This window comes from Bacteroidota bacterium (assembly GCA_016713925.1).
GTDB lineage: Bacteria > Bacteroidota > Bacteroidia > AKYH767-A > OLB10 > JAJTFW01.
The window spans coordinates 73,118-95,005 of record JADJOH010000004.1 but is presented as its reverse complement, the minus strand read 5'-3'; the positions used below and the strand labels follow the sequence as shown (position 1 = coordinate 95,005).

21 protein-coding genes and 1 pseudogene are annotated in these 21,888 nt (G+C 41.8%); 2 read left to right on the top strand and 20 right to left on the bottom strand.

What is annotated here, in order from left to right:
* Window positions 1-23: 23 nt before the first annotated feature.
* The 6 genes from IPJ86_06015 to IPJ86_05990 form a co-directional block, all read right to left on the bottom strand.
* Window positions 24-341 carry a hypothetical protein gene (locus IPJ86_06015; protein MBK7886864.1) on the bottom strand — a complete coding sequence of 106 codons (318 nt, stop codon included), beginning with the start codon at window positions 339-341 and terminating at the stop codon, window positions 24-26.
* The gene (locus tag IPJ86_06010; GenBank protein MBK7886863.1) at window positions 338-955 is read right to left on the bottom strand and encodes a hypothetical protein; all 618 of its coding nucleotides are present in this window, start codon (window positions 953-955) and stop codon (window positions 338-340) included. Before IPJ86_06010 ends, IPJ86_06015 begins: the two co-directional genes overlap by 4 nt.
* Before the next feature lie 163 nt (window positions 956-1,118).
* On the bottom strand, window positions 1,119-1,652 hold the full coding sequence (locus tag IPJ86_06005) for a hypothetical protein (GenBank protein ID MBK7886862.1): 534 nt from the start codon (window positions 1,650-1,652) through the stop codon (window positions 1,119-1,121).
* Complete coding sequence (locus IPJ86_06000; protein MBK7886861.1) at window positions 1,558-2,352, bottom strand: hypothetical protein; 795 nt, start codon at window positions 2,350-2,352, stop codon at window positions 1,558-1,560. The genes IPJ86_06005 and IPJ86_06000 overlap by 95 nt, the downstream gene beginning before the upstream one ends.
* Window positions 2,353-2,530: 178 nt before the next feature.
* The gene (locus IPJ86_05995) at window positions 2,531-2,959 is read right to left on the bottom strand and encodes a CRISPR-associated endonuclease Cas6 (protein MBK7886860.1); all 429 of its coding nucleotides are present in this window, start codon (window positions 2,957-2,959) and stop codon (window positions 2,531-2,533) included.
* On the bottom strand, window positions 2,950-3,237 hold the full coding sequence (locus IPJ86_05990; protein MBK7886859.1) for a hypothetical protein: 288 nt from the start codon (window positions 3,235-3,237) through the stop codon (window positions 2,950-2,952). The genes IPJ86_05995 and IPJ86_05990 overlap by 10 nt, the downstream gene beginning before the upstream one ends.
* A gap of 115 nt (window positions 3,238-3,352) precedes the next feature.
* Here IPJ86_05990 and IPJ86_05985 point away from each other — a divergent pair, with 115 nt between their 5' ends.
* A complete protein-coding gene (locus tag IPJ86_05985; GenBank protein ID MBK7886858.1) occupies window positions 3,353-3,805 on the top strand; it encodes a hypothetical protein in 453 nt (150 codons plus the stop codon).
* Window positions 3,793-4,338, top strand: a complete 546-nt coding sequence (locus IPJ86_05980; protein MBK7886857.1) for a WYL domain-containing protein — start codon at window positions 3,793-3,795, stop codon at window positions 4,336-4,338. The genes IPJ86_05985 and IPJ86_05980 overlap by 13 nt, the downstream gene beginning before the upstream one ends.
* A gap of 200 nt (window positions 4,339-4,538) precedes the next feature.
* On the opposite strand, the gene IPJ86_05975 is transcribed toward IPJ86_05980, so the two are convergent.
* The 14 genes and pseudogenes from IPJ86_05975 to IPJ86_05910 form a co-directional block, all read right to left on the bottom strand.
* The gene (locus IPJ86_05975) at window positions 4,539-5,099 is read right to left on the bottom strand and encodes a hypothetical protein (GenBank protein ID MBK7886856.1); all 561 of its coding nucleotides are present in this window, start codon (window positions 5,097-5,099) and stop codon (window positions 4,539-4,541) included.
* A 36-nt stretch (window positions 5,100-5,135) separates the two neighbouring features.
* Window positions 5,136-5,396, bottom strand: a complete 261-nt coding sequence (locus tag IPJ86_05970) for an HNH endonuclease (GenBank protein ID MBK7886855.1) — start codon at window positions 5,394-5,396, stop codon at window positions 5,136-5,138.
* A 267-nt stretch (window positions 5,397-5,663) separates the two neighbouring features.
* Window positions 5,664-6,188 carry a hypothetical protein gene (locus IPJ86_05965; GenBank protein ID MBK7886854.1) on the bottom strand — a complete coding sequence of 175 codons (525 nt, stop codon included), beginning with the start codon at window positions 6,186-6,188 and terminating at the stop codon, window positions 5,664-5,666.
* Window positions 6,189-6,531: 343 nt separating this feature from the next.
* A pseudogene (locus tag IPJ86_05960) lies at window positions 6,532-7,606 on the bottom strand (ATP-binding protein).
* Window positions 7,607-8,040: 434 nt separating this feature from the next.
* On the bottom strand, window positions 8,041-11,151 hold the full coding sequence (locus IPJ86_05955) for a T9SS type A sorting domain-containing protein (GenBank protein MBK7886853.1): 3,111 nt from the start codon (window positions 11,149-11,151) through the stop codon (window positions 8,041-8,043).
* Window positions 11,152-11,162: 11 nt separating this feature from the next.
* Window positions 11,163-11,969, bottom strand: a complete 807-nt coding sequence (locus IPJ86_05950) for a hypothetical protein (protein ID MBK7886852.1) — start codon at window positions 11,967-11,969, stop codon at window positions 11,163-11,165.
* Complete coding sequence (locus IPJ86_05945) at window positions 11,962-13,185, bottom strand: hypothetical protein (GenBank protein ID MBK7886851.1); 1,224 nt, start codon at window positions 13,183-13,185, stop codon at window positions 11,962-11,964. Before IPJ86_05945 ends, IPJ86_05950 begins: the two co-directional genes overlap by 8 nt.
* Window positions 13,186-13,343: 158 nt before the next feature.
* The gene (locus IPJ86_05940; GenBank protein MBK7886850.1) at window positions 13,344-14,246 is read right to left on the bottom strand and encodes a WYL domain-containing protein; all 903 of its coding nucleotides are present in this window, start codon (window positions 14,244-14,246) and stop codon (window positions 13,344-13,346) included.
* Window positions 14,247-14,815: 569 nt separating this feature from the next.
* Window positions 14,816-15,331 carry a transposase gene (locus IPJ86_05935; GenBank protein MBK7886849.1) on the bottom strand — a complete coding sequence of 172 codons (516 nt, stop codon included), beginning with the start codon at window positions 15,329-15,331 and terminating at the stop codon, window positions 14,816-14,818.
* Window positions 15,332-15,609: 278 nt separating this feature from the next.
* Complete coding sequence (locus tag IPJ86_05930) at window positions 15,610-16,926, bottom strand: T9SS type A sorting domain-containing protein (protein ID MBK7886848.1); 1,317 nt, start codon at window positions 16,924-16,926, stop codon at window positions 15,610-15,612.
* A gap of 479 nt (window positions 16,927-17,405) precedes the next feature.
* Entirely contained in the window at window positions 17,406-18,719 is a 1,314-nt protein-coding gene (locus IPJ86_05925; protein MBK7886847.1) for a T9SS type A sorting domain-containing protein, read from the bottom strand.
* 245 nt (window positions 18,720-18,964) lie between these two features.
* On the bottom strand, window positions 18,965-19,900 hold the full coding sequence (locus tag IPJ86_05920; GenBank protein ID MBK7886846.1) for a class III cytochrome C family protein: 936 nt from the start codon (window positions 19,898-19,900) through the stop codon (window positions 18,965-18,967).
* Entirely contained in the window at window positions 19,897-20,469 is a 573-nt protein-coding gene (locus IPJ86_05915; GenBank protein ID MBK7886845.1) for a hypothetical protein, read from the bottom strand. Before IPJ86_05915 ends, IPJ86_05920 begins: the two co-directional genes overlap by 4 nt.
* A gap of 247 nt (window positions 20,470-20,716) precedes the next feature.
* On the bottom strand, window positions 20,717-21,766 hold the full coding sequence (locus IPJ86_05910) for a T9SS type A sorting domain-containing protein (protein ID MBK7886844.1): 1,050 nt from the start codon (window positions 21,764-21,766) through the stop codon (window positions 20,717-20,719).
* Window positions 21,767-21,888: the final 122 nt, after the last annotated feature.

The following is a 21,888-nucleotide window of genomic DNA, read 5'->3' as shown; positions in this document are numbered from 1 at the left end:
ATAATTTTTAGTTTTTATATTGTTTATCTTATCGTTAATTCAGCCCATCTTGCAGCGAGGTTACACAAAGCTAAAGTTGTATGCTTTGAGTTTAATTTTTTGCCCTTCTGAGTATTTGCAAGAGTGTCAACTTTAAGTTCGTTTAGTAATTGCTTTGCATCACTATTCTTTATTCGTTGAGTGGCTCTTGCGAAATCATAGGCCATGATCCATTTCCAACTTTGATTTGCACCTTTCTTTTCTTGTTCTTCTGCCAAATATTGAAAAGTTGCAATCTTATTAATAAGCCCTTTATTTAAACCTTCCTTATCGCCTATAAGCTCTGTTAGGCGGTCTTTCATTCTTCAACATAAGGGAGTTCAAAATCCCAATTTAACGGTAACCCCATCATTGCAAAGGCGTTTTTCTCAAGTTTTCCAAAAGTATGGTCTTTGGCTAAGTGCTCTGCCTCACCTGACAATAACGCAGCCTTTGCAATTGGGAACTTACTGCTTACAATCGCTATGCCACCAGATATGCTTAACTTATCATTTGAACATATATATTTTTTGAATTCTTCGCGTATGCGCTTTGCAAATCGTATGGTTTCGTTCCATTGTCCTACAATAAATAAATCATCGCCACCGGAATAGATAATTGAAGTTTTATCTCTAAACCCGGCATCACTTCTCCAAATTTCATTGAGATACCCTTTAAAAAAGTAATCCAGGTTCCGGCTCAACGCGCTATATCTGGAAAAAGTATTCATGCCATGTTTAAATCCATCTACAAACAGTTTTCCGAGATTATCAACATCCATGCGGAGGACACCTAAGCGGCGTAAACCATCATTTTCACCTCCACTTAATTCATCAAACGTTTTAGGTTCTCCATTTGTATAAGAAGGGTAATCATTTCCTCCATAAAAACTGATTCCTCCGGCTGCTTTAAAACCAAAAGTACCTGCATATTTCATCTTACAATCATTCAGGCGATAGACTACAATATGGTCGGCGGTAGCTTTCAGCTGGTCCTTTAGTGATTTTACCTTTTCATCATCAAAAAGATACCACGTAGTATCTGAGTTTATTGGCGAAACACTAAAAACTATTGCTTGGTCCCAATAACTTATACGGCTTTTACTTTGAACAAGATAATCTGTTGATTTTAACTTTTTTACCTAATTCAATTATATCGTGATTTACTTTACTCAAAAACAGTTTAGGTTCATTCAGATCACCATCCATTTCGTTAAATGGTAAGGAGTCCGCCTTTTTTGAAATGAGATCACCGGATATCGCATCTCTCTTTTGATCTAACTCAAAGGGAATCGGATCAAAAAAATCACTATGTCTTTCTTGCAACAAACTCGCAAATTTCCTCCCCTTTTCAGAGGACAATTTTATGGTTAGCTGTTTCCATTCCTCCGGTACTTTGTTATTCATTACCGTATGAACTGAGAAGGGACTACTAGCCATAGCCAATGATAAAGATGTCCCGTGCTTTTCGAAAAGAACAACAGTAATACGCTTATAGAAGGCGTTTAATTTATCCTGTACAGACGGAACATTGGGTGCTTTAATATAAAAACCGCCACCTGAAGCATAAATAACACAGGATTGGGGTAAATTCAATTCGGTCAATAATTCCTGAATAATAGTATCGACTAACAATTGTAAATAAAAGAACGACCCTTAAGGTTCTTGGCTGCACTTTTGCTAATGATATCATAAATAAATGATTGTATTCCTGAAAGATCCCTCCAATTAACAAAAACGCTTCGTCCTCTTCTTTCAGTTCTCTAACTTGTAATCCCTTTTCTTTTAAATAATCATAAAGACACACTGCAAAAGCTGCTGTGCTTTGCAAATGATCATATAAGGATACGTCAGGTAAGTTTATTGTACTTGAAGGGATACAGGTAGTATACTTCAATAATAAGGTGTTCAATGTAAACGAAAACACCTCAAAGTCTTTGGAAGAGACTTCTCTAAATTCTTCACAAAATTTGCTCCAAAGCTGATCATATCCTTCCTCATTACTTTCCGCATCCTCTCGTGGAAAATTATTTCTATTTAAATCCAAAGCAACTACCGGCCATCTTTCTTTGCAATCAACCGCATCCTTGCCTATAATACCCAAAAGTGGAATTAATCTCTTCTTCTTAAAGGCATCCCACTGTTGTTCATCCTGCCCATCCTTCATGCCGGAGTCCTTCGTTCTGTCCATTCCCGAAGCAAGATGATCTGCTTTTTGAATGATTTCCTGTAAAAAATCTTTTTCAGGTCTATGGTGGGCAACTGCTGCTTTAAAAAGAATTCTTTCTTCAATAACTCCAAATAAATCAATGAAATTCGATTTAAACTCCTCCATGAATTGCGCGGTCCATAAAACATGCTTATGGCTATACTTACCATCAAAAACCGGGCAAAACATAGCCTCAAGATTTTTTACTTCCTGTAGTAGATTCTCTGAATTTCGCACACCGCTCTTGTCGGCCCGTTGATAAAACTTTCCGATATCGTGCAGCAGAGATGCCAGATAAATTATATTACGCTCGTTCGACATCTTCAGTATGTATTACTTTCTCACGGTATGGCCGTACTACTCCATATCCAAATGTTACACTTTTTCCTAAACCAATATTATCAGGCAGAAATACGTTTGTCTCGAAAACCAAATCGAATGCTGAAACTTTTACTCCCTTTAGTTTTACGGTAAGTTCCTTTTCAACTTTCTCAATTTTCAATTCTATCTGTTTATCAATATTCCATTCTATACCTTTAGCCATAGAAAGTATGTTCCCTTTTAAAATCTGCTCTAACATTAAGAGTTTATCTTCAACTTTTTCAAGTGCGCGATATTTCAAATAATTCTCAGAATTTAATGCAATCCAATGCCTCATTCTATATTTGAACTTCTTGTTCCAAACCTGCATATTAATTTGCTTCAGATCTAACTTATCAATCTTTAGATCCAATTTCCTGTCACTAATCTCAATAGACCAATCCCTTTGTCCAAAAACCTTATGTATTTCATCGACCCTTCGTCTAAACAATAAATGGCCGGTTTCCCATAGATCTGTTTGTATTGGATGACAGGATATTGATACATTACAGAACCATCCTCGCGATGATTATGAAATAAAAAATTATCCAAGCCCACTTTCTTTATAATTGCTCCTCTGAAAGCCGGAATTTCATGCGGCTTTATCTCGTTATCAAATACGACTAAAAGGGTCTTCAATTTTTTGACCATTTCACTTAAATTTATATTTTTACAAATCTCTAATCAACAATTGCAACCTATTTGCAATGCCTAAATTTATTTTAATAAAGCAAGTCAAAAATAAAACTAAAATTCAATATTCCAAATGCCGGTTAATAAAAATGCTCTTTTAAGGTTCAAGATTATTGATGAATTACTTCGTTCGAATTACCGCTATGGTATTTCGTTTGAAAGTTTATGGTTTAATACGGAAGAACTGTTGTTGGAACATGGAATTAAAAAAATTAGTGAAAGGACTATAAGAAATGACTTGAGTCATATTCAAAGTATTTATGGCATATCCATTGTCTGTAAGAATGGGTATTATAAATATGAAGATCCCAATGCCTCCATAGCTAATAGTCCTCTAAATGATGCTGATGCCGGGAAACTACAGGAAGCATTATCTATATTAGAACAATTTTCCGGTCTTCCTCAATTTAAAGATTTGGAAGAAATTTTAATAAAATTAGACCAAAAGGTTTCCGTAAAAGGGAGGCCGAAACCAAAATCGTTGATTTTGATGTGGTGCCCTCCTTATTCGGGATGGAACATCTAAGTACTGTATATACAGCAATCATTGAACAACTGCCTCTACAGATATCCTACAAACCCTTTCTGGGAGAGGTTACAAATTTTGGTTTCTCTTCTTACTTGTTAAAAGAGTATAATAACCGATGGTTTGTATTTGGAATAAAAGATGGAGAAAAAACTATTACAAATCTGGCGATAGACCGCATAGGCTCAATTTCAAAGCCTACTACTCCTTTTACATTCAATCAACACTTTAATCCGGAAGATTATTTTCATGATATTATTGGTGTCACGAAACTAGAAAATAAAGATAAAATCGAAATTCAACTAAGGTTCACCGTTAAAAGAGGGCAATATGTTAAATCCAAACCATTGCACCATTCTCAGAAAATCATTAAGGAAAACACAAAATCCTTATTGCTACAAATTGACGTTATTCCTAATTACGAGTTAATGTCTGTGATACTAAGTTTTGGCAGTGATGTAGAGGTGGTCGGGCCAAAAAGTTATAGGAAAGAAATTGCCGATGCAATTCAAAGAGCTGCCCAAGTTTATTAATGTTATTGAAAATATTTTATATTATTTGCTCTAGCGGTAACAGATATCATTTTGCAACTATCACTTTTGATAGTGTGTAGAAAGTAATTCACCCCCCCTATCTCCCCTCATAAACCTTCTTCCACTTACTATTATAATAGTACCTTCCTCCCTTCGGACCGGTATGAATTATTTTTTGTGATTTGTTGGTGCCGGAGCTCTTATCTTAAAATTACATGTTTAGTCAGTTCCAACGGTTCCTTCCTCACTAGTTTGTATGCCACGAAGTCGCCATCATTATTCAAAAAATAAGGTCCAAAAATTAACAACCAATTCTGGTCGTCTGTGTAGTACTTTCTTTTAGCTATACTATCCACTATCATCGTCCTGATTTTTTGAAGGTCTTTATCATTTTTATTATCGTAATAGGCAATAAGAACCCTTAATCCACAATTAATATGTAATAATTTGGTTAGTTCGTCTTCCCACAAATACAGTTTGTTTTCATGTTCAATCGCTATATCTAAATCCCAACTGACTGGTGATTCGCCGGGGCAAATGGTATAATCAATTCGTAAATACTCTGTGCAAAAATCGCGTTTATTATAATGAAGTTTATCAATTATCAATTTCATAGCGGCCTTCATAAAACATGTCCATTTCTTGTCATTATCATACAATCGCATCCTTTTAGTATTCGAGATGCAGTTTAATCGTTCACTGATTTCCTTTGCAAATACCTGCCAGAATTGCTCAGGAGATGGTGTTTTATCTGTTCCCATAAATATAAAATTGTTGATTAGTATTTAGTACCCCCACTATCTCCCCACATACACCTTCTTCCCCTTACTGTTATAATAATACCTTCCTCCCTTCGGACCGGTATGAATTATTTTTTGTGATTTGCGGGTGCCGGTGGAGTATGATGGTTTGCTGAAATAGGGTCGTGAGGTGCTGGTGGAGCGCCAGCGGGAGGCGCGTTCGCGGGCGGTCTTGCGTTCGTGGGCTTCCTTCGTGAGCAATTGCATGTTGGAGGGGTCATCGCTGCCGCCCTCTGACAAGGGTATGATGTGATCGATTTCATAGCCCGTGGGACTTTCTTATAGCCCAGCTTCGCTAAAAATTTGCGCTTGTTGGCTTCACTGCGCTTTACCATCAGGCGTCCCGTGGTGGAATAATAACTGTTGTAATAGTACTCTGTGCTGCCTATGGTATAGGTGCTTTGAGATTGCACCGGCCCTGTATGCATCAGAAAAAACAAATAAGCAATAAAAAGTATCTGCAAATGTTTTTAGTCATCGAAAATAGGAGTTAGAGCTCGTCTGAATTGATGTTATAAATACGTCTTACATTTTCTCCAAATCTCCATGCCCGCTGGCATAACATTCCTTTTGTTCATTATAGAACTTATAATAGAAACGAAAGAGTTTGTTGGAATGGAGGCTACTATCCCCCAGATCAAAATAGAGTTGATTTGCACCGTTCAACAGGGTGTAACTTTGTTGTATATAAATAGTATTCGTCTCGTCGGTGAGAATGAGTTTACAAATGGTAGGGTTGCTACTATTGATATACAGTGAAACGAGTTGCTGAAACGGGTTCGGATAACAAAAAAGATTCAATGTGCTTGTATCGGCTCCTGAATAATCCAGCGTATCACTAAAATTGAAGTAAGAATTAATTACTCCCGGGAAAAGGTCGTTCGCATTCCAGTCGAAGGCGTCAACTGTACCTATAAGATTTCCATTCATATCCCTCATGGTAATGCCACTGATGGATGGTGACACATTATGCAAGGTACTTACATTCTCGCTTTCCTTAGAGCAAGAGGTGACGATCAGAGTAATCAGCAGTGTTATTAAATTTCTCATTGAACTAGTCTGTTTTTTCTTCGCACGGAATCTCAATTTATCATCCTGTTTCCTTAACATACAAATATAACGTTCTTACACTTTTAAACTACATGGAATCAGGATAAGACCGTCAGGATACGCTACACTGCTTTTAACACTCTTCCGCATGGTGTTCCCTTTTGCACTATCCATCTCAACGCGAATGCCGGACCGGACACCTTTCAATCGCCTTAACTCCTTGCTACGTTTGTAAGACCTGTAATGGCGTATACTTAATATTCTACCCGTGCCTTGACGCTATTGCGTGTTCAATTCTGCTATTCACATCTTCAGGGAACTCGCCACTGCTCACACATCCATACTATCCCATAACAGGTGCCAGCGTTGTTACGCCTTTGCTTAAGATATCGGCAATGTCTCCTGAGCGATGCGAACCTTCTCCGATCTCTGCCATTGCTCTCAAATATAGTTTCTCGGAGGGCTTTAGACGGTCAAAGCGCACTCTGAAGAAACTTTCATCTAACGAAGCGATTGTTAATCTGCTTGCTTTCGGCGTCGTCTAATGTAATGGGTGATTGTGTCGCAACATCCCAGGTATGTTTTCCCCATTCCTGTATGAAGTAAGGATAGCCTTGCGTTTCCTGAAAGATATGTGTGAGGGCCTCCGGGTGAAATGTTACTCCTTCTTGTTTTGCCGGTATAACTAAAGCGGTATTTGCATCCTCTTGCTGTAAAGGACCGACAAAGAAAAAATCAAATAGTCTTTCTGCATAGGATTTTGCATTTCCCATTTGTCCGCGCAATTGCGGTAACCCTGCTCCAACCAACATCACAGGTAGCTGTTGCTGAGCGCATCGATGTAATGCGGTTATCAAGGCACCAAGCTGTGATTCCTCTACATACTGTAATTCATCAATACAAAGAATTAACGCTGATCCTGCCTTTTGTGCAGCTTGTCCTGCTACTTCCATTAAATCGACTAAGTCGGATTCCAAATCTCCGTTATCCGCCAAACCCGGCTCCGGTTCATCATCTATTCCCAGTTCGATATCATTGTATTTTATTTTAAGTGCTTTTACAAATCCCGCAAGCCCTTTGAGTGCGCGTCGTGCCAGGTCTTCTGCTTGTTTGGATAAGGATAGTTTTAACAATGCTTTGCGAAGCTGCGGTGCAAGCAGTGCCGGAAGAGATTTGTTCTCCGGCGATTCTACTCTTAGCGTAGTAAGTCCGGCCTCATCTGCTTTGTCTCGAATGGCATCGAGCAAAACCGTTTTTCCTACTCCTCGTAATCCAATCAATAAATAATTTTTCGCAGTCCGCCCTTCTTTAATACGAGCCATGGCAACGGCTACTGTTTCCAGCAATGTTTCGCGACCGGCTAAAGCAGGTGGCCTGGTCCCGGCTCCAGGAGCATAGGGGTTGTGAACAGGATTCATTTATATCTAGTTTATCAAGTTTACAAAAATATGATAAACTTGGATAAACTAAGTATAATTCATCGATAAAATTTGACTTATTACTCTGAAAAACAATAATATATGCCAACAAGCCGCTTTCCAGGTTCTTGAATGGCATCGGTTGAATGTAGAAAAAGAGGATGGGGTTTTGGCGAGTTATCGCGCCGGTTTTGTTTTGTTTCTGATTTCTATGCTATTGGGAAGGCGCATTAAGTATAATTTGGTAATGATGTAGCCGCGTTACATGTAACGCGGCTACCAATAATTGTAGCACTATATATAATCGGGATAAAATGTAGTCGTGTCATATGTATATACAACGCGGCTACCAATAATTGTAGCACTATTTATAATCGGGATAAAATGTAGTCGTGTCATATGTATATACAACGCGGCTACCAATAATTGCAGCTTTATTCTATGACCAGCTTTTTGCTCTGCACGATCTCTTCTCCCACCTGTAGTCGAATAATATATACGCCGGAAGAAAGAGCGCTGGTGTTTAACAGCAATTGTTGTGCTCCGCTGCCGGATGGTATCTGCTCTGCGATGACGGTCTTTCCAAGAATATCAATGCAACTGATGTGCACAGTTTCTTCCCGTTCATTGTTCCACGTGATCAATACCTGGTTGGTGGCCGGATTGGGGTGGAGATGAAATGCAACTTCTTTTCCCGCTAACCTCGGACAATTATTCAAAATGATATTAGCAATATAATTTGAACTGCTTCCGCAATTGTTGCCGGCATTTACTTTTAACTGTACCGTAGTTCCCGGTGTACCATTAAAGTTTAGTAGGACATTGGTCGTTCCTTGTCCGCTGACGAAGCTTGCTCCGGCAGGGAGGGTCCAGTTGTACCAGGTGGCGCCCGCTACAGCAGGACAACTGTAACTTACAGGCTGTTGATTGTAGCAAATACTTCCCGGGCCGTTGATGGCAACAGGTGATAATGGCTTTGCACGAATGGTCTTCGATTTGCTGACAGCAGGTCCGCAGAATCCACTTGCCGTTACGGCTATGCTACCCGTTATATTAGCGTTGGAATAAGTAACACTGATGCTGTTGGTGCCTTGTCCGGAGTTGAGATTCGCTCCCGAAGGAATCGTCCAGGTGTACGTGACTCCCGGTTGATTGGTGACCGAATAATTGAGAGTTTGTCCGCAAACACCATTCGCATTTCCACTGATATTGTTGATCGGCTGAGGAGCGATTTGTACTTCAACAGGAATACAATAATTTCCGCTGGCACCACAATCATTTTTGGCCTTTACACAAATATCTCCCGTCAGATAACTGCTGACACCGGTTACCGTGATGCTGGCGGTGTTTTGTCCGCTGATGATGAGTACGCCGATGGGAACTGTCCAGATATAAGAAGTGGCACCGGTTACTCCCGTTGTAGTATACGTTACCGTATCATTCCAGCAGAATACAGCGGGTCCCGAAATCCAGGATGGCTTATTCGGTCTTCCCCTTACCGTTTTCGTACGTGCGTTGCTGTTAGCACAAGGATTGGAGGCTACCACGAGAATATCTCCCACGTTAAAACTATTGCTAAACTGAATACTGACCGTGTTGGTACCCTGTCCGGAAAGGAGTGTCATTCCCGGAGGTACACTCCAGATAAAAGTGACGCCCGGAACATTGGTTACCGTATAGGTTCTCGTTTTATTGCAAACACCGTATGCGGATCCGGAGATGGCAGAAGGCGTCGCCGGAGGCTGATTACTAACGGTAACTATAACCGTAGCAGTGGCTGTGGCACCGTTCGCATCGGTCACTACCACCGTATACGTTCCGGCTGTCATATTCACTCTGTCTTCAATGGGAACACCATCACTCCACAAATACGAATAGGGTGAAACGCCTCCTGTAACAGAGATGGCAATATATGCATTGGAAGCACCGGCGCATATCTCATTTATCACCGTATCTATAGTAATCGCAGGTACCGCCAATGGGCCGTCACCGCAAGGAGTACTGCTGCGGGTAATCGTCCATGGGTTGCTATTGCCGATGGGTCCCGCAGGTTCAAAATAAGGCGCAGGTCCGGCAGGTATTATGGGCCAATCCCAGTTGATCACTCTCACTGAGTCCGAGGACCCGGCGGTCTGCCCGTAGGTCTGTGTATAGGTTTGCGAGGTATAGGGACTCACCAGGCGCATCCATGAATTACTTACTGTTCCGCTTCGCCATGGTTGAGCACGTCCAGGATCTATGACTGACATCCCCACCGGACGCTCTGCGGGAGTAAAGCGAAAAGTAATATCTGCTATTGCTGTAACGCCTGTTTTACTTAGTACCCAGAAGCGATCTGCTGCTGCTGCTGCATTATTCCCCGGACCGGTGGCCGGATTGAAATGTGTTACCGATAGCGGCCAGGGTAAATTACCGACGGCTTTGTAAGTCGAAATACTCAAATCCCCGATCGCACCACCTTTCAAATTACAGGAGAAAGGAATATAGACCGGTGTTGCAATCGCTTCGCTTCCGAAAGGAACAACACGGTAACCGTTATTATTTACATTTTTCCAGATGACAAGAGAGGCTGCATTTTCACTGATCAGAAAACCATTGGTCCTTGTGAATGGACCTGTTGGTGCCAATAAACTTCCTGCAGAAGGTGCACCATTGTTCATCCTGATGTATTTCCCGTTCATCAGCAAAGCTCCTTGTGTAAGAATAAGAGATGAATCGATGATCATATCCTTTTGTAAGGTGACCGTTTGAGCAGCAGCGCCCTTGCTTACCTCCAGCTCATTGAACATCGTCACCGAAGTGCCCGAGATAGTTTGTATGCGTGTACTATCTAACAGTACTCTGCTGTATCCCGGTACAAAGGTGCCGTTGTTGATCCAGTCTTCCTGCACGCTTAGTATAGCCTTCGCATAAGTACGGTCAAAGAGGAAGGTGAAGTTGGGGCGGAACGAATTGGAGCCTGAAAAGAAATTATCCGTTACCCCTGCTCCCGGTTGCAAGGCGCAGCCCGCTGATGCATTGGTCGTGCTGGATAAAATCAATGTGGATTTCCTCCCGGTGGTTTGTGTAATGGCGATGCGATCATCTGTTGATCCGATGTTCGCAGCATTGTTGAAGCAATACTGAATGAGCAGATTACTGTTTCCATCCCAGATAATGGGTGTCGTTAAGGCGATAACGTTAGTGCCCTGAACGGTAGAATAGGCCATAGGTCCGTATACCGTTGTCAGTGCACCACCATAAGGAGTGGTATTGCTATGCTGGTTAAATGGTACAAGTGCGTAACTCACCGTAAATCCATTAAAAGCGGCATTACTCCCTTTCGATACGACGCTAAACTGCAAACCTGAAATACGATCACCGCTGATCATACCGCTCTGTAATAGTTCGGCAGCAGAATATATTATTTGTGTTCTTGCATCTGTACTCTGTGATTTAAATGGAGTATATATATTATTCGCAAGTGTCCCGTTTCCGAAAGTAACATTACTGCTATAGGAGCTGATCACCTGAATCCTTCCGTTATTGGTCAGATCTTTTCTCACTTTGAGCGACGTTAATGTAGAAGCAGGGCATTGATCAGCAAGGTATCTGTAGCGGCCACGGTGAGGTTGTTACAATTGGCGGTGTTGGTTGATTTAATGGTAGGCCTAAAATAAGGACGGGTATGACTTCCTGAAGGCGGAAAAATGAGAGCTGCATTTATCACGGCATCATCCGTAATTGCAGGTACACCTCCACACCAGTTGGATGCATCGTTCCAGTCATCTGTATTGCCCAGCCAGAGTTTATATCCGGCAGGACAGGAAGGAAGAATGGTCACATAAAAATCTTCAATCTCCCCATTGCCATATTGCGCACAAGGATCAATATTACCGACGGCCCATACTTCCCTCACACGCATTCTTGTAATACCTGCATAACCGGTTGTAGGTACAGCAAACGCGATGGCCTGACTTTGATTGGCATTTAAACTGACCTGTCCTAGTTTCTCTCCTACGTCACTAAAATCACCATCGCGATTGTAGTCGATGAAGACGGCAATATTATTCGCGGTGGCCCAGGTGCCGGCCTGAACGGTGACTGAATACCCTATTCCCTGAGTTAATGATACTGTACGTCCGGGTATTGGATTCCACAATTCATAGTCGGGTGGATGTGCAGTAAAGTCACAGTTAGGGTAACAGGGCACAGTGGCAGGGATACCAAAATTATTATTAGACGCCCCGGTATTCGTATTGATGACCGTAGGGGCTACGCCATTTATGATCACAGATTGAATATAGTCATTGTTCTGGTAGGAATTCCAGACTCCGGATGTTCCTGTAGAATAAGTTCCGATACAATACGATAAGTCAATCATTGGTGCTCCCGCAATTGAAAAACCGTTTGCAGAGGGAATAACGTTCGTAGCGGTTCCTCCCGGAGAAGGGCATGAGCCTGATGTTCCCCCCAACGGCTGCGCTTCTCAACTCTGCATCAACATTATTTCCGCTTGTCGCCGTATTTTTTATATCCACAGCCAGCCAGAAATAAGTGGTATCGTACTCGAGGTAAATACACGAAGACATACCATTCACAAAATCCAGATTCGTTCCGGGTATAGCAATGATCTGTCCGAACCTGCGTGCCGGATAATCATCCATTCCTGCTGTTGCGGGGTAAGGAGATACATAATTGGTATCGAACACCACACTTCCTCCGGTATAGAAAATTTTAGCGTCATCTATATCCGCCAGATTGGTGGTTCCGTTTGTATTGAGCAGGAGAGAATCCAGCTTCAGGGCAGTAGATAGCGCGCCATTCACTACACCGTTACCACTGGTCCCGGTAATGATGCAGCGAATGCCCACGATCATTTGGTTCCGTGTACCTTGTCCGAGTGCTCCCGGATTTTGTGTGAAGAGATCAAAGCGCACGTCTGCAGCATTGGTAGCAGAAGGATAGGTGTACGTCCTCACCTGATCGAGGTAAATATTATTTCCATCCTTGCATACGCCCAAAATCATAAAGTAATAACGCTTCTGGGTATACGAAGCAGCCGGAAGATCATAGGTGTATTGGTTCCAGGTATTGGCTGTGGCTGCGGGTACACCTGTATTCCTCCTGAAAATCTGATTAGTCCCCAGTGTATTGCTCAGCAAAGTAGCGCCCGAGAGCGTCGGCGAAGTATTCACGTATACTCTGATATGATCATCCTGGGCCAGAAACCCATTGTCACGCCACATGTAAAAACTAAATTGCGGATTGACACCACCGTTATTGCTGAAATCAAAAGGCTTGGTCACGATCAGCGAGGTGTCATTATTAGTGCCTGTATAGGAGGTAAACGTCATCACATTAAATCCTCCTCCGGGAGAAGCTCCACAAGTAGGATTTGTTGTTGTCGCGACAGATTGAACTACGAATGAAGCTGTTACTGTTGAGGGGAACCTTATCTGCCTCCAGCCCGGCGAAGGGAAGATGGCCGGTGCTCCCGGTGTAGCGCTCTCGAATGATTCATTTTGCTGTACCATCTGAGCGAAACCGGAACTCGCCGCGATAAGCCAGAGTAAAATAAAGTAGATGTACTTCTTCATGTATATTTGGTTTGGAGTGTGTGACTGTAGTAGTGACAGGTCGCGATCTGTCACTGCGCCCTACCAAATGTACAAACTTTTGGGGGAAATAGCTGTAGATACTGGTCGTGAACTGTCAATACTATTATCCGCAAACGATTTTCAGGAATAACCTGCATTTACCCTCTGTTTTTGATCAGTCGTCCCACACATTCCTCTAAATACCTTTTGAACGCCGCTGAGCCGAGGACTGTAATCTCTTCCGGAAAGCCAAGCACAAAGCGGCTAACGGGCTTTAAATCGTTCACGGTAGCCTTAAAACGGTAGCGGTCTGTCTTTCCTTCACGTTTGATGAGCGGTTCCGTCATGGGGTATTCTTCCTTCAGCAACACCGACACCCGCATCGACATCAGGACATCCACTTTGTACTGTTCATCGGCCAAAGAAAATCCAAAGACATCGGGTTTGGCGAATTTATGTTTCACGGTATGCGCAAAAGAGCGATTTGTAATAGCTATTGCTGAAATCCTTTCAATATTAAAATACTTATTCTTCCCCGTTTTTATTTCGTAGGCTGCAAGACTCTGGTAATTGTCTGTAAAGCAGATGGGTTCCACGAGGCGATCGCTGATGATATTTGAATTCACGCTATGATATTTTTTCAATGTCACTTGCTTTCCTGCCTGAATAGCTGTAGAAAGTTGCTCGATGATTTTGCTGAGATGCGCTTTCAGCAGATGTTCGGCGTGGAGGTGTTCTTCGGAGTGAACAGCCAGTTTACGAAGGATGCTATCCCGGAGCTTGCTCTTCTTCCCGGTGGTAAGCAGCAGTTGACGGAGAAGATTACTTTCATCAGCAGAGAACGACATTTCCCCGGAGGCATCTGTTCGGTCAATATAAAGATGATTTACTCCCGTACGACAGATCTGAAAGCCCAGTTCTTCGAGCAAATCCACATAGCGGTAAATGGTACGTTCCGTGCTGTTCAGCACTTCAGAAAGATGACGAATTGATTTGGCAGGAGCGGCTTTGAGCAAGCTGATCAGTTGTAAAACACGCAGGATCTTATGCTGGTTATACATATCGTTTTATAAAAACTACGACAAGTTAGGTCAAAGTCAGCCATCCACCAAATCATTGACCCAAATTGTCAAAATTATTTCGGGAATTTGTAACAGTAGGTGACGTAGTGACAGGTCGTTAGTGACAGCGCGATTGCTCTTAGACAGGTCGCGACCTGTCACTACTACAGCACACCGGCAGGTGAATAGCGTTTTAGGCGACATCGTTTTCTGTTGCTTTTCCATCCGCATTCATTCTGCCGGATGCTGTATGCCTTTAGATAATCCTATTGAATAAATAGATATTTTCTAATGGTACATCCTCTGGTTCCGTAATGCGTTGGAAAACGCCAACCATGATGCCGGGGTTAGCATATGGCGGTCGGGGTTCAAATATGGAGGGGTTCAATATTTTGAACCCCTCCATATTTGAACCCCTCCGTATTTGAACCCCTCCGTATTGGAAAAACCATCGGATTGGAATACGATCGGATTTCAACAATGTCGATTTTGATTCATCGATTTTCAATTTCGCATTATTCGAGCTCCACTCTATTTGAACCTTTCATTTTCCTCCATGTACAAATCCCTCAACCCTTCCAATTGATTGGATTGTTCACGATATATCGTTTAAAATTACGTAACATGTTTGCATTGCGTATAATTTTATCATGAAAATTATCCTGCCATACAATCCTATCATTAAGCCCCTTTCTAACTTTTTTAGTTACTCCGATTTTATAGCCTCTAACTATACAACCAAGCGATCTTGGAATAATCTTTTGATAAGCGTTACGTTGATGAGTAGATTCAAGAGCAAGGTCGACATTTTCAGTTGGCAAAATTTCAATGATACCATGCAAATGATCCGGCATGATAACAAATTCATGAAGTTGAGTATTCGGATAATGTAATGGTATTTCTAGCCAACAGTCGGTTGCATATTTTCCGATTTCACTCAAAATCATTTTACCCTCTGTAATTTCCCCGAAAAAACGTTGTTTTTCATGTGTACAGATAGTAACAACATAACATCCCGGTTTTGAATAATCGTAATCGGGAAGGCGTATCGAGCGTCGATGATGTAAGAATGGATTGTAAGCCATATTAAAGGTGGTTTTATAAAATTTTTATTGAAAAGTATTATGCAAAGATATAAATCATCGGAATATAATGGTATGCTCATTTACCTGTCCCAAAGCATTGGAATGGAAGGTTTCAAACGGAGGGCGAAATTTCGGAGGGGTTCAAAATCTTGAACCCCTCCATGGGGGGATGGGCAAATTTGTTGGGCGATATTTTATTGGATTACACCAATGGAGGGGTTCAATATTTTGAACCCCTCCATTGGTGTAACCCGCAATTTCGTCGCATGTTATTCCCCTTACTCCTTCACCACCTTCTGGGATACGAGCAACTTCTTTCCGGAAAATACTTTCACAAAATAAATTCCGGGCTGAAGTCTCTCTGCGTTGGCATAGGAAAGCTCATTCCTTCCGGTTTGAAGTTCTACATTTTGCGAGTAGAGTACCTGGCCATTCATGTTTGTTAAAATCATTTCTCCGCTCTGGTCCAACTCCGAATTAAAATTTAGCTTAAAATAATTTGTGAATGGGTTCGGGGCTATTTGAGCTGTGGATGCAGCTAAAGCCAATCGGGATAAATCTACTGCTACCGGTTTAAAGGAAGCTGTTGTTCCATCATAGTCCGTTTGTTTTAATCGGTAGTAGCTGACTCCGGAAAAGGGTTCCTTATCTATATATGAATAGTACTTCATGTCGTTACTGTTCCCTGCACCTTTCACACGTCCGGCTTCTTCAAAGTTCTCCCCATCCGGTGAGCGCTCTATGATAAAAAAATCATTGTTCTTTTCCGATGAAGTACTCCAGACTAATCGTACCTGACGGTTATTCAGTATTTCCGCTTTCCACGACGCTAATTCAATCGGTAAGGGTGATGGCATCATATCAAAATACCGGAAATAAATACTATTCTGTCGCACTTGTATACCGGAAGAATAGGAAGCCGCTCCTGTTCTGTAGTTAATGGTGCTTACGTTATTAAATATTTTCATAAACATAGCCTGCGTTATATTGGTATCAATATTGGCCACATTAGAAAATGAACTTATGGCCATACAGGAATCTCGTCCGAATGTAACCGTAACCTGTGCACCGGCGAGCACAGAATACGTGGAAACCGGATGTGCTCCAATAATTTCTTTCAATGCACTCCCATCTCCATCCACATCAATGGCGGTGGCTGCCAATCGGGTGAGGACAGTGTCCGTATTCGTTCCTGCTTTCTTAAATGTAATTCTCCAGTTGATCCACGAACTTTTATTTCCCGGTGAATTGACGAAGGGTTGCCAGGCATCATAATAACCCGCCGTAAAATGATCCATGTTGTTTAGGGTCGCACCATTATAGAAACTAATAATTTTAATATGGGCATCGATGCCGGTTCCTACATTGGAAAATTTATAAACGGCATTTACACTTCCGGCCGTGCCGCTTATTAAAACCGGATTGTGAAAACTGAAACTCGGATAATAAAAGGAGTTTCCCGCAACACTTTTGTTGGGAAGCGACATATAAATAGCTGTAGCTATGATGGCGATTCCCGCTGCTATCGCTCCGGCAAAATAAAGAAACTTAATTTTTTGTGTGTTCCTGAGTTGACTCCTAAGGCTACTTTTCATATGGAAATTTTATGGTCTTACGGGTTTTTCGAATTGAAATATTTTACGTAGAACTTTCGTGAAGGTTACATCCCGTTTAGTCTTATATTAAACCACAATGAAAGATGAATTAATGATCATTTATCTATATAAGCCGTATTGATTCGATAACACCTGAACTAGAATTGGTGATCCCACAATTGGACTTCATGCTCCGCTAACGCCATGAATATTAGAAAAATAGGCTAAAAGCTATCCTAAAATAAAAATGCTTTTGATAAATAAAAATGGGCAATAGGATGGAATAATCATTTGAAAATGTCGTGGTCTCCATATAATTTAAAATCATTTTTGAAAAATTCAATCAAGGTAATATTTATTGGAAGATTCAAGGGGGATTCACGGAAGAGGGGTTCACGGAGGGGTTCAAGATTTTGAACCCCTCCGTGAACCCCTCCATCTATTCCCCAATAACAGTAATCATTGGTCCATTATTTTCATCATTCCAACAAAATTTTTCCCGTATAACCATCCATCCACCAGAAATAGATCCCCCGATTTAATTCTTTCACGTGCAATTGTATCCGCCCTGATCCTGCAAATCTTTCCTCGAGAACAGTTCTTCCTTGTGTATCCATCATCAGAAAGCGACTTCCTGTTTTAACGTTTTCAGGAATCACTATAAATACATCGCCTGTTGACGGGTTTGGATAAAGTTGTGGTGATTGCATGAATGCATTTTCCTGAATAGATGTGGTAGTTGAACCGAAAATGTGCTCGAAGTTTTCTGCATACTCATAGATCCCTCCACAGGTGGCTATTGCATCCCAGTTCATACTCCATGTCATCATTCCTCCCAGACCGGGATAACCCGCAGTATTCGTCAACGTATAGCTTCCCGGAGCAGGTCCTTGTCCGAGGAGATAGCGCATCGCCGAACTAACGGTAGCCGTATCCGTAAATCCACCTCCTGCAGCCATCGTGCAGGCCGGTAATCCCACCGCCACCTTCGATGCAGGTAATCCTGCGAAAGTGCCTCCACCTGTAGTAAATCCCTGAATGACCGCTTCTGTCATCGCCACAATAAAATCGGCGGTCCCCTGTGTATAAATTCCTCCATCTATTCCATACATGGAGCCACTGTTATAAAGTTGCACCTGGAGAAGATCCATGGAATCACGAAGCGCATGAATCACGGGCAGATAAGCACCCCATATACTTCCAAAAGCAGACATCCCGCCCTGTACAAAAGCCGTTTCGGGAGCCATCGTCAGCAACATTTTTCTATTAAAATTTATACGGTAATTGTCCATGATTTGCTTTACCGCTTCCACCAGATGTATTACAGGCAAATCAATCGGCGCATTAATAGTTCCTCCTGTCAGTGCAAGTGAACTTCCTTCCAGATCGATGTCCATTCCATCAAAACCATAGTTGTTGAGAATGCGAGTCATGGAATTTATAAAACTATCCCGCTCCACTACATTATTTAAAGAGACAGGAGCTGTTGCACCACCGATACTGATCAACACCTTCTTTCCTTGTGATTGCAGGGTTTGCATTTGCGATATAAAGTTCGGCGGCGTTACCTGATCCGGAATAAACTCCATCCTGTAATCGGTACCAAACTGAGGAATAGCGAAAGAGACTTCGATGACGTTGTACCTGTCGTCGACCTGGTCAATCGGAATATACGGAGCGCTTACATCGTTCCAGTTGTGCCAATAGCCTACCAGCGCCGGATTTGGTATTTGCGCCTGAATTTGAAAGCTGAAAACGATGAGTGTAAGGAATAGAGAGAGCTGTTTAGACATACTACAAATTTGGTGAAAATTTCTTTTTGTTACTAGTGGTTATAAAAAATGTTTTGACCCTGTTCGATATTTCCCCTTTGAAAAAACAGGAGATTTTACTTTGAATAATTAAGTCGTACTGAAACCGCATCTACCCTTCAAATTAATAACGAATGGTATATAGAAAGGGTGAAGGTTCTCAGAATTTTCTAAGGCAATTATTAAGCTATACTTATTGCCTAAACAGCACATCTTCAGAAAACCGATCAATCATTGTCTTCACGGTCCTTCTCTTTCTTTTTACCTTGCTTTTCAATATATCCTTTCACCTGCTGCTTCTCCTGTTCATTGAGTTGCTTACCATCGCTTCCTTCCCCCATACGTATATCATGTTCGTCAGCACTTTTATGACAACGGACGCAGTTTTCAAAATTGGTAATTCCTTCTTCCATATGCTCTGAACGAATTTTGGCCGGAGTATGTTCATGGCATCCGTAGCAACTATACGCTTTAAAATTATTTTCGGTATGGCAGGTTTCACACTTCACGTTGTGATCTCTGTCGAGAACAAAGTACCTGCTATGCTCAAAGGTAGATGGCTTCCAGTGCGAAGTATCGTGGCAACTCGTACAATTCTGCTGCGTAAAGTTATGCATGTTGTCTTGCGGCTTCGCATGACAGGAACTGCAATTGTTGAGTGCATTGACGGAAAGAAGTCCATGGTTAAAGCTTGCTCCCTTTTTCCAGTCGTCGGTAGTATGGCAAGATTTGCATTCGGAAGTGAAAAGCTGATGTAATTTATCTTCCGGTCTATTGTGACAGGAACTGCATTTTCCCTGATCGGGAGGAGATAAGAATTCGTGGTTGAACCGGGCAACACCTACGGGTGGATGCAGGCCCTGATGATCACTATGACAGTTGGTACATTCCTTGACTACCAGTTTATCGTGGAACAGTATTTTTTCTTTCAGCTGTCTGTCGTAAGCCGGAGCAGTACTGTCCTTGCCAATGTTTTCCAATTGATGACAGGAGATACATTTTGTAGTGGAGATTCCCCGAAAGGCATCGTGACAGGCTGAACACTCGTTGTCGAGTTGCCGATGTCTTTCTACCAACTGACCCGGATTGATCATCGCATGCGGAAACCAATACATCAAAAGTATGCATATGAATAAAATACCATATACGATCCACTTATTCATTTGGAGTAGATAAAGGTGCTGATGATGTGTAAGAGGGATAATAGCCCGACGAGTAAAGAAATGGGGAGATGCACCACCCGCCATTTCTTCATGATGTCGACAGTCACCGTATCAATAAATAATTTCTTTTCTATTTCTTCCTTTGTCAAACCCTCTTTCGCTAAGGCTATCTTCTTTTCTTTAAACGTTTCGTTCGCCTTCTTCAATAAGAATTTTCCCACTAAGCCACTGGCAACGGCTATCAGTAACATGATCACTGCCAACCAGGGAAGAATTGCATTAAAATGCACACCTGCATGAACAAATATCATTACCGCACCGGCCCAGGCCATGTACTCATGCCATTTAAGATAATCCTTGGGTGAGCCTGCTTTTATATACTGTCTTTTCCGTAAGGAGTAGATAAAAGATAATAGTATGGTAGCCGTTCCCACATAGCCGAGATAACGACCAATATAAACCATTCCTATGCGATGAAGAATATAATCGATAAGAATTGTCGCCAGAATCATCAGCACATACCATTGCAGAAATGGTAGCGCATAGCGGACATAGAGCGGTCGGTTCATAATAGAAGCAGTATCAGAAAAGAGAGAATGCCGAAATAGTTTTATTCCTCAACGTTCATCAAAACTGCAAAAATTAATTTGATAAAAAAATGATCTTCCTCACATTACGATATAACTATTCACTAAAATATTTTCCCTGACCCAATAACCAATGAGTTACTACATATTACGAAAAAACCAAACATCACTACTCAAACCGAATAGTCTTCGATTTGAAAAACATACCCTTCCGGCAAAATTGAATAAACTATTCCACCACCAGTTTTCCCTGCGCGCCGGCGTCGTCTATTGACCAGAGATAAACACCCCGTTCAAGATGATTCACATAGAATCCATACTGTTGGATGCCTTCCAGCGATGTTTCACGTATCACACGGCCTTGCATATCAAAAAGTCTGAAAATCGTGTTAGAGGTCCCTTCTTTCAACATAGAGACATTCACTAATCCGTTGGCAGGATTCGGATACACATTAACGTTAGCTTTCGTTTCCGGTTGTGGTTCCTGAACGGATGTTGTTGAAGAAAGGACATAGCTGGAACTTTCACCCGTCGTTCCCAAACTATCCGCGGAAATCGTAAGCAGGATGACCGGCTGAGCAGCTTGCAGCCAATAATAGCTGGACTGTTGAGAAACGGTAGGAGGATCAATCATGAAATAAGAACCATTACCAATGGTATCTGCCAGCAATGAATCGATGATGGTCTCCGTGGCTTTTATTCGCAGTGTGTTGGGGTAGGTAGCCGTGGGTAACTGCAATGCTCCATATCCATCTCCAACGAAAGCCTGATTGACCTGATGCACAAAGCGGATATACGGGAGCGCTGTATCTATATCGATGACATATTTATAATAGCTGGTTTGCGTATCGAGGTAGGTAAATGGTGTAGGGATGAAAAGATAAGAAGGGATGAAAGGAATGGCGTTCTGGCCAAAGGGTGCCTGACTGGTATAGAAATAATAGCCGTCGATATAAAGTCCTCCCGTATTCGTAGTTACATAGAGATAGAGGCTGTCTTCAGGCGTATGTATAGCCATATTAGAAGATGGAAAATATGATGGACCGTATGGTGTCGTGGCCGCCGCGATAAAGGTGGTAGTATCCTGATCCAAATTCTGCAAACTGGTATAGTTCCAGTTTTGATTTGCTCCGCCCGGAAGAATTGGCGCACTATACGTATCGTCTATAGCATCTACAAAACTATGTCCCACAGTAGGGAGATGGCTGCTATTGATCGTGATTTGAGCATTTAGAACTAGTGGTGATAATCCAATAAGGAGGAGTAAAATTTTCTTCATGGTATAGTTTAATTTTACGTAAAGTTATTGTAGAATATGAATGTTAAACAGTAGAAATGAAATAGTTATTAAAAGCAAACAGTTAAGAACCTGTACACTCTTCTAATGGTTCAATACCTGCT

What these genes read in the sequence shown, in the direction of transcription:
- IPJ86_06015 (MBK7886864.1), bottom strand. Translation starts at nt 341, where the DNA reads ATGAAAGACCGCCTAACAGAGCTTATAGGCGATAAGGAAGGTTTAAAT.
- IPJ86_06010 (MBK7886863.1), bottom strand. Translation starts at nt 955, where the DNA reads ATGAAATATGCAGGTACTTTTGGTTTTAAAGCAGCCGGAGGAATCAGT.
- IPJ86_06000 (MBK7886861.1), bottom strand. Translation starts at nt 2,352, where the DNA reads ATGGAGGAGTTTAAATCGAATTTCATTGATTTATTTGGAGTTATTGAA.
- IPJ86_05990 (MBK7886859.1), bottom strand. Translation starts at nt 3,237, where the DNA reads ATGGTCAAAAAATTGAAGACCCTTTTAGTCGTATTTGATAACGAGATA.
- IPJ86_05985 (MBK7886858.1), top strand. Translation starts at nt 3,353, where the DNA reads ATGCCGGTTAATAAAAATGCTCTTTTAAGGTTCAAGATTATTGATGAA.
- IPJ86_05980 (MBK7886857.1), top strand. Translation starts at nt 3,793, where the DNA reads ATGGAACATCTAAGTACTGTATATACAGCAATCATTGAACAACTGCCT.
- IPJ86_05975 (MBK7886856.1), bottom strand. Translation starts at nt 5,099, where the DNA reads ATGGGAACAGATAAAACACCATCTCCTGAGCAATTCTGGCAGGTATTT.
- IPJ86_05965 (MBK7886854.1), bottom strand. Translation starts at nt 6,188, where the DNA reads ATGAGAAATTTAATAACACTGCTGATTACTCTGATCGTCACCTCTTGC.
- IPJ86_05950 (MBK7886852.1), bottom strand. Translation starts at nt 11,969, where the DNA reads ATGATTGACTTATCGTATTGTATCGGAACTTATTCTACAGGAACATCC.
- IPJ86_05945 (MBK7886851.1), bottom strand. Translation starts at nt 13,185, where the DNA reads ATGAAGAAGTACATCTACTTTATTTTACTCTGGCTTATCGCGGCGAGT.
- IPJ86_05940 (MBK7886850.1), bottom strand. Translation starts at nt 14,246, where the DNA reads ATGTATAACCAGCATAAGATCCTGCGTGTTTTACAACTGATCAGCTTG.
- IPJ86_05935 (MBK7886849.1), bottom strand. Translation starts at nt 15,331, where the DNA reads ATGGCTTACAATCCATTCTTACATCATCGACGCTCGATACGCCTTCCC.
- IPJ86_05930 (MBK7886848.1), bottom strand. Translation starts at nt 16,926, where the DNA reads ATGAAAAGTAGCCTTAGGAGTCAACTCAGGAACACACAAAAAATTAAG.
- IPJ86_05925 (MBK7886847.1), bottom strand. Translation starts at nt 18,719, where the DNA reads ATGTCTAAACAGCTCTCTCTATTCCTTACACTCATCGTTTTCAGCTTT.
- IPJ86_05920 (MBK7886846.1), bottom strand. Translation starts at nt 19,900, where the DNA reads ATGAATAAGTGGATCGTATATGGTATTTTATTCATATGCATACTTTTG.
- IPJ86_05915 (MBK7886845.1), bottom strand. Translation starts at nt 20,469, where the DNA reads ATGAACCGACCGCTCTATGTCCGCTATGCGCTACCATTTCTGCAATGG.
- IPJ86_05910 (MBK7886844.1), bottom strand. Translation starts at nt 21,766, where the DNA reads ATGAAGAAAATTTTACTCCTCCTTATTGGATTATCACCACTAGTTCTA.